Here is a 6,499-nt window from a genome sequence, read left to right on the forward strand (position 1 = left end):
GTGTAGCGGCTACCGCAGCAGCTCCCTGAGAGAGGGCGCGTCGGGAGCGACAGGGGGCGGAGGCGCGGCTTCCCCAGGTGCGCGGCTGGCCTCCATCGCGATCAGGAACGTGCTGCGCGCGGAGACGAGGCCGAGGACCATCAGCAGGAGCCGATCCTCCTCCGGCGCGGGCAGGGAAGAGGCTGGAGTGGGAGCCTCCGGCAGCAGGCGATTGACTCGCTGGGACAGCGACAGCATGCCAAGCAGCAGGGGCAGGACCGGGTTGCGATCAGCGAAGTCGCTCCAGGGCTCATCGAGCAGCGGCATGGGGCTCTCCCTGGCGCGGCAGGTCTTGAAGCTGACGCAGCAGCTCCTCCAACCGGGCGGAGCCCATGGCCTGGAAGAGCGCCTCGATGTACGCGGAGGGCAGCACGGTGGCCGGGTCTTCCTCGGGGATGTTGAGGGAGAGGGTATCCCAGAGGCGGCGGCCCTGCTGGAGCAATGGAGAGGAGGCGAGCGCGGACTTCCACGCGGCACCCTCGGGAGTCGTGGCGAAGCGCCGTCCCTCGGCGATGAGCGCGGAGAAGGCTGCCTGGACGACGATGGGGTGCTTGAGCATCAGCACCTGGAGCCGGCGCAGCAGTCCCAGGAGCATCTCCTCCTGCGAGCCCGCCGGGAACGATTCGCTGACTCCGGGCGCAGCGGACGCGAGCAGCTGCGCGAACAGCAGTTCCCGGATGCGATGTGCCTCTTCGTGGAGGAGCGCCTGGGTGCGGATGAAGTCGAAGAGAGAAGACTGGGGGGCGGGGGGAGGCACCATGGAGGATGTCACTTCGCTCGCAGGAGGACGTAGGCGGTCAGGCCTTCCAGCAGGTCGCGGTGGGTGGATGGGGGAAGCCAGGCGCGGCACGCGTCGAAGGTCCGCTGGGCATTGTGCAGCCAATCCCGAGCCACGCGCTGGGCATGGCCGATGCTGTCGTGGCGCTCCATGAGCGACAGCAGGAAGCGCACCTGCTCGGGCGTCTTCTGCGCACGGCGAGGGGCCGCGCCCAGCGCCTCGCGCAGCCGCTGCCGTCCCACGACCGTCAGCTCGCCTTCCTCGACGAGCCGGTCCAGCTGCGCATCGAGCGCCGCGGGCTCTGGTGCCGCCTCCGAGGAGGGGCGGGGCAGGGAGAGGATGCGCTCGGCTTCCGCCCGGTCCTCGGCGGACACGTGACGCATCATGTGCAGCAGCATCAGGGTGCGCTTGCCCTCCCAGAGATCGCCGCCGATCTCCTTGCCATACGCGCCCACCTCGCCGCGCAGGTTGAGCACGTCGTCCTGGATCTGAAAGGCGATGCCGAGGCCGCGGGCAAAGGCGGCCAGCTGCTCGATGCGCTCCCCGTCCTGCCGGGCCGCGATGGCGCCCACCACCATGGGGGTGATGAAGCTGTACCAGCACGTCTTCTTCTCCACCATCCGCACGTAGTCCTCGTCGCTGAGGGTCCACGCGCCGCGATGGATCCAGTCGAGCTCGAGGGCCTGGCCTTCCACGGACTCCTGCGTCATTCGCGCCACGGCCTGGAGGATGCGCAGCGCGGGGCCCAGGCCCACGGCGCCGATGTTGTCCAGCAACGGCCGCAGCGACAGGGCGAACATGGCGTCCCCCACGTTGATGGCGATGGGGATGCCGTGCGCCCGGTGCAATGTGGGGCTGCCGCGGCGCAGCAATGACTCGTCCTCGATGTCGTCGTGGATGAGAAAGGCATTGTGATACAGCTCGAGCACGGCCGCCGGGCGCAGCGCCGCCTCCAGCGTGCCTCCCAGCGCGCGGCACGTGGCGATGCACAGCGCCGGCCTCAATCCCTTGGCCTCGCGCAGCGGGTAGTCCAGCATGAGCTGGTAGAGGAACGGCGCGTGGTGGTGCTCGGCGGGAATGATCCGGCGGAGCTCCTCGAGCACGAGCGAGCGGCACTCGTCGAGATAGCCCGCCAGCAGCTCCCTGGTCCCGGATGGATCCTGCACCACGAGCGAAGCTAGCATGCGGCCGTGGGTGTTCCGCGAGGTTCGAGAAGCAGATGGGGCTATTGCAGCAGTTGGATGAGGGGCGCCGATTCACCCTGGGAACACGCTGTCTCTTGGGACGTCACCCTGCGTGTGATGTCCATTTACCGGACGGCCGGGTCTCCGGTGAACACGCGAGCCTGCACTGGGTGGGCACTCACTGGGAGCTGAGGGACCTGGGCAGTCGCAACGGCACGCTCGTCGAAGGGCGGCGGCTGGCCTCGGGCGAGCGGGTGGAGCTGGGGCAGGGGCAGGACTTCCTGCTGGGAAAGAGTGGCATCGGCTTCCGGCTGCTGGACGCGGGGCCTCCCGCGGCGCGGGCCCGACACGGGGGCACCGGGCTGGTGCGGGTGGCGACCGGTTCATTGCTGGTGCTGCCGGATGACGACGAGCCACAGGCGAGCCTTTTCCCATTGGATGGCGGGCAGTGGGTGTTGGAGTTGGGAGAAGAGCGGCGCCGGCTGAAGGATCAGGACAAGGTGTGGCTGAACGGCTCGGAGTGGGTGGTGGAGCTGCCCCTCGCGGCGACGGAGACACTCGAGGAAGCGGATGCGCCCACGTTGGCGGAGGTTCGCCTGCGCATCGGCGTCAGCCGCGACGAGGAGCATGTGGAGGTGGCGGTGCGCCTGCGGGAGGGGGAGCGGATGTTGCCTCCCCGCTCCTCGCAGTACCTGTTGGCGACGCTGGCGCGGCTGAGGCTCGCCGAGCACGCCCTGGCACAGTCCGAGCAGGGCTGGGTGGACCGCGAGCAGCTCTGCCGGATGCTGGCCACGGACACCAACAAGCTGAACGTGGACATCCACCGGGTGCGCAAGCAATTCGGCGCGCTGGGCATCCAGGATGCGGCGGGCGTCGTGGAGCGGCGCCCGGGCACGGGACAGGTGCGGCTGGGGATGAGCAGCGTGGAAGTTTTTACGCTGTAGTCTGACCCGCGCGCATTTCTTGAAAAGCCTGCGCTGTCGGCTTCAGCGGCTCAAGGGTGCACTGCTGGGACGCGACGTCGTCTTGGGAAGATCTGGATCCAGTCACTGGTGTTGGGACCCGGAACGGAACCCAACACCGGGTTCCAGTGCCCGAAGATGCGGGTGTTGTTCCAGAGCTGGTTGTTCTGCGCCGCGATCCGCACTTGCGCCGCGAACGCTGCGATGCCGTAGGCACACGTGGAGATGTAGATCGCGGCTGGGGTCCCCCCCTGCGCCATGTTCGCTTGGATATGCACGAGGAAGCTTTCCGGGCTGATGTCCACCGTGCCCGGTCGCGCGTTTCCGATTTCATCTCCGTTGCCATGCGCGATGACGACTATCGTCGCGCGATTGGGGATGCCCAGATTCAAGGCGGCCACCTGCGACCAGGTGTACCGCGCCAGAATCGGGTCCCATGCGGAATTCAATGGTGTGCCAATGATATCTGCATCCGTCGACATCAGCATGACGTGCGTCATTGCCACTCCTGATGAGGCTTTAGCGGAATCGAATGATGTGGTTGATGGAAAAGTACTTCGGCTGCGTCTCCGGGTTGCTACGCGTGGGGGCTCCGGTTTCCACGGCCGCCGAGGGCTGGCCAGCCGTTTCAGAACCTCAAGCGTGGCGACGTGTTCGTCCTCAACAACCTTCCTGCTCACGAGGCTCCGCTTGTGGCTGTTCTGTGCGCTACCTACGACGTCAAGGTGCTGTATCTGCCGCCGTCCTCGTCTGGCTTCAATCCCATTGAACCTGGTTGAGCCCTCCAGAAGCAGCACGTGCGCCGGCATGCCCGAGGGAGCCTGCTGCGCCAAGGGGCCCATCCGCATCACGGAGGGCCCCTCGATCCGCCACTATCCCTGATTGCGGATGCAGCTAGGACCGGTCACGGATTGCGAGTCAGGAGCTGGTTCTTCGCGCCGGCCACGCGCAACTGCTCGCCGCTGGAGCTGCTGGGGACGGTGGCGGTATCCATCGCGCCAGAACCCAACAGCCGGGTCAGGTTGGAGTGGGCCTCGGCGAGCAGCAGCTGGCTCTGGATCAGGGTGTGCAGCGCGCCCTGCTCCAGATTGCTGGTGGGACGACCTGGCGTGACGGTCCACTCACCAGTTCCCGTCAGTGTCACCGTGACTTCGTGGCGGGAATCGAAATTCCTCAATCCGATGCTGGCGGCCTGGGAGTTCACGTCGGTCCAGTCAGCCAGTTGGTTGCTGCCGAACGAGCCGGTGGTCACGTAGAAGTTCAGCTTCGGGGAGAGGGTGCGCTTCTCGTTCGGGGCGGGCGACCACGTCATTCCCATGTAGCCACTGGACGTCTGGATCCCGAAGCTCATGTTGCTGAACCAGCTGTTGGCCTCGTTCTGTTCCTGGTTGAATTTGTTGGACGCGATCAGGATCTTGCTGCCCTCGTTAGGATTTTCTCCCTTCTCGATGAGCGGCCCCTTGTTCGGGGGCGCGGTCGCGTAGTTGGCGAGCCAGCCCTGGCCCAGCTCGGTGTCCTGGCTGAAGTCCGAGATCACCTGGGTGCGCAGCCCGATGGCCTTATTGCTGGCACCGGCGCCGACCACGTATTGGACGGGAATGATAAACTTGTTCACCTGGGGACCGACGTTGGGGGCGACTTCGAGACTCGCACTGGAATTGGCGAACACGCCTGACTGCGCCGCCAGTTCTTGCGGCGGCTGGAGGAATCCCCAGAAGACCTTGGAGGAAGCGCCATTGTTGACCAGGTAAATCGTGTATTGGGTTGCCATTGGGGTCTCGCTTTCACGAGAGGACTCGTTCACCAGGAACGGCCTCGATGAGGAAAATGGCAAAACCCTCACCGTGCATCCATTACAGGCCATTACATACAGCTCAATGAGGCCCGCGCTCGGGGCTACAGCCGCTCGTCGATCGCGCGGTTGCTCATCTCGTCCGCCTCCGCGTTCTGCGCGCGGGGGACGTGGGCGAGCTTCACCTTGCCGAAGGTCGCGAGCAGCTTCTGCGCCTCCTGGAACAAGGGCTTCAGCGTGGGGCTCTTCACCTGGTAGCGCCCACCCAGCTGGCGGATGAGCAGCTCGCTGTCCGCGAAAACCTCCACCTCGCGGGCACCCAGGCTCTTCGCGTGCTGCAGGCCGATGAGCAGACCCATGTACTCGGCGTAGTTGTTCGTCTGGTGCCCCAGGAACTTGCCCAGGCGCGCCACCACCGCGCCCTCGGTGTTCATCAGCACCGCTCCCGCGCCGGCAGGGCCCGGGTTGCCTCGCGCCGCTCCGTCCGAATAGACGCGCACGCGGTTCAACGCGCCACCCGCCGCGGGGCCCACGGCCTCGATGCTGGGCACGGTGGAGACGGGCTCCGTCAGCGGGGCGGGCTCCGAAGCGGGAGCCTCGGCCTCGCGTGGACCGCCGCCCAGTTGCTCGGCGGCTTCGTCCAGCAGCTGGCCCAGGTGCTCGCGGGTGAGCCCGCGAAAGGCGCGCACCGTCGCCGTCAGCGGCTCCTCACGAGCGATGTGACGGAGGACGTCGACGAGCGAAGGGGGCGGCATGGGCGAGGGGAGCGAAGCAGGCACCGCCGCTACTTCTCGGCGGGCTTCTCCTGCAGCGCTTCGATGGCGAAGATGATGCGGTTGCACGAGGGGCACACGTCGGTGCCCAGCGAGGTGCGCAGCATGTTGTACATCTGCGGGGGCAGGTTCATGTTGCAGCCCTGGCAGGTGCCGGCCACCACGCCCACCATCGCGGGCAGCTTCTTCTTGCGGATGACCTCGTAGCGGCGGAGCAGGGTGGCATCCACGTTCGCGGCGACTTCCGCGCGGCGCCCCTCCAACTCCTTCACCTGGGACTCGGACTCGCCCAGCTTCCCGCGCAGCTCCGTCATCCGGCCCGACAGGCCCTGCTGCTTGGTGGCGTAGTCCGCCTCCTTGCCCTTGATGGCCTCGCGAGCCTGGCCCAGCTCCTTCACCTTCTCCGTGAGCGCCTCGGACTGGGTGAGGATGCCCTTCTTCGCGATGTCGATTTCGCGAGCGAGCGCCGAGTACTCACGCGTGGAGCGCTGGTCGGACAGGCGCTGCTCCCACTTCTTCACCTTGTCCTTCTCGTCCGTGATGTTCTGCTCGAGCAGGGCCTTCTGCTTCTCCAGGTCGGCCACGCGTGTCCGCTCGGCTTCGATGCCATTGCGCGCGACCCCCAGCTCCCGCTCCAGCTCGGAAATCTGGCGGGGATGCACATCCGCCGCCTTCCGGAGCGAGGCGACCTCGAGGTCCACCTTCTGCAGCTCCGCCAGGGCCTTCAGTTTCTCCCGCAAATTTGCTGCCTCCCACACGGCCGCACCGACGTGCGGCTCGGCTCTTGTACCAACAAGGGTGCTGGGGTTCCAACGCGTAAATGGGGAGGCGTCCATCCCCGTGTTCCCCGCCTGCCCCTTGAGCGTTTGAATCCGCTTCACGCACCCGTTAGACGGGACCCGTGTCCAGCCTCCGCCTCCGCCCCCTCCTGGCCCCCGCGCTCCTCCTCGCCGCCACGGCCTGCCGTGAAT

At 66.8% G+C, this 6,499-nt stretch carries 9 protein-coding genes; 2 read left to right on the forward strand and 7 right to left on the reverse strand.

Translation table 11 applies throughout. From position 1 onward, the window contains the following. Positions 1–9 precede the first annotated feature (9 nt). Genes D7W79_RS14070 through D7W79_RS14080 form a run of 3 tightly spaced genes read right to left on the reverse strand, consistent with a single transcriptional unit; the run spans position 10 to position 2,001 of the window. The gene (locus D7W79_RS14070; protein WP_120525887.1) at positions 10–306 is read right to left on the reverse strand and encodes a hypothetical protein; all 297 of its coding nucleotides are present in this window, start codon (positions 304–306) and stop codon (positions 10–12) included. After that, on the reverse strand, positions 290–799 hold the full coding sequence (locus tag D7W79_RS14075; protein WP_120525894.1) for a hypothetical protein: 510 nt from the start codon (positions 797–799) through the stop codon (positions 290–292). Before D7W79_RS14075 ends, D7W79_RS14070 begins: the two co-directional genes overlap by 17 nt. An 8-nt stretch (positions 800–807) precedes the next feature. Then, the gene (locus D7W79_RS14080) at positions 808–2,001 is read right to left on the reverse strand and encodes a polyprenyl synthetase family protein (protein WP_120525888.1); all 1,194 of its coding nucleotides are present in this window, start codon (positions 1,999–2,001) and stop codon (positions 808–810) included. A gap of 35 nt (positions 2,002–2,036) precedes the next feature. On the opposite strand from D7W79_RS14080, the gene D7W79_RS14085 reads away from it, so the two are divergent. Beyond that, complete coding sequence (locus D7W79_RS14085; protein WP_120525889.1) at positions 2,037–2,945, forward strand: FHA domain-containing protein; 909 nt, start codon at positions 2,037–2,039, stop codon at positions 2,943–2,945. 50 nt (positions 2,946–2,995) lie between these two features. Here the strand turns inward: D7W79_RS14085 and D7W79_RS14090 are convergent, their stop codons facing one another. Next, positions 2,996–3,463, reverse strand: coding sequence for a hypothetical protein (locus tag D7W79_RS14090; protein ID WP_208729728.1), 468 nt, complete (start codon positions 3,461–3,463; stop codon positions 2,996–2,998). Positions 3,464–3,613: 150 nt separating this feature from the next. Here D7W79_RS14090 and D7W79_RS46090 point away from each other — a divergent pair, with 150 nt between their 5' ends. Further along, positions 3,614–3,742 carry a hypothetical protein gene (locus tag D7W79_RS46090; RefSeq protein ID WP_369127235.1) on the forward strand — a complete coding sequence of 43 codons (129 nt, stop codon included), beginning with the start codon at positions 3,614–3,616 and terminating at the stop codon, positions 3,740–3,742. Between the two features lie 125 nt (positions 3,743–3,867). On the opposite strand, the gene D7W79_RS14095 is transcribed toward D7W79_RS46090, so the two are convergent. The 3 genes from D7W79_RS14095 to D7W79_RS14105 form a co-directional block, all read right to left on the reverse strand. Beyond that, entirely contained in the window at positions 3,868–4,767 is a 900-nt protein-coding gene (locus tag D7W79_RS14095; protein ID WP_208729729.1) for a hypothetical protein, read from the reverse strand. 92 nt (positions 4,768–4,859) lie between these two features. Next, a complete protein-coding gene (locus D7W79_RS14100) occupies positions 4,860–5,510 on the reverse strand; it encodes a ribonuclease HI family protein (protein WP_120525890.1) in 651 nt (216 codons plus the stop codon). 29 nt (positions 5,511–5,539) lie between these two features. Continuing rightward, positions 5,540–6,268: a zinc ribbon domain-containing protein gene (locus tag D7W79_RS14105; RefSeq protein ID WP_120525891.1), complete on the reverse strand. Its 729-nt coding sequence runs from the start codon at positions 6,266–6,268 to the stop codon at positions 5,540–5,542. Positions 6,269–6,499: the final 231 nt, after the last annotated feature.

Origin of the sequence: Corallococcus exercitus (genome assembly GCF_003611585.1) — a bacterium.
In the GTDB taxonomy this organism is placed as follows: Bacteria; Myxococcota; Myxococcia; order Myxococcales; family Myxococcaceae; genus Corallococcus; species Corallococcus exercitus.

Coding starts and splice junctions, on each gene's coding strand:
- D7W79_RS14085 (WP_120525889.1), top strand. CDS start 2,037: ATGGGGCTATTGCAGCAGTTGGATGAGGGGCGCCGATTCACCCTGGGA.
- D7W79_RS14070 (WP_120525887.1), bottom strand. CDS start 306: ATGCCGCTGCTCGATGAGCCCTGGAGCGACTTCGCTGATCGCAACCCG.
- D7W79_RS14100 (WP_120525890.1), bottom strand. CDS start 5,510: ATGCCGCCCCCTTCGCTCGTCGACGTCCTCCGTCACATCGCTCGTGAG.
- D7W79_RS14080 (WP_120525888.1), bottom strand. CDS start 2,001: ATGCTAGCTTCGCTCGTGGTGCAGGATCCATCCGGGACCAGGGAGCTG.
- D7W79_RS14075 (WP_120525894.1), bottom strand. CDS start 799: ATGGTGCCTCCCCCCGCCCCCCAGTCTTCTCTCTTCGACTTCATCCGC.
- D7W79_RS14090 (WP_208729728.1), bottom strand. CDS start 3,463: ATGACGCACGTCATGCTGATGTCGACGGATGCAGATATCATTGGCACA.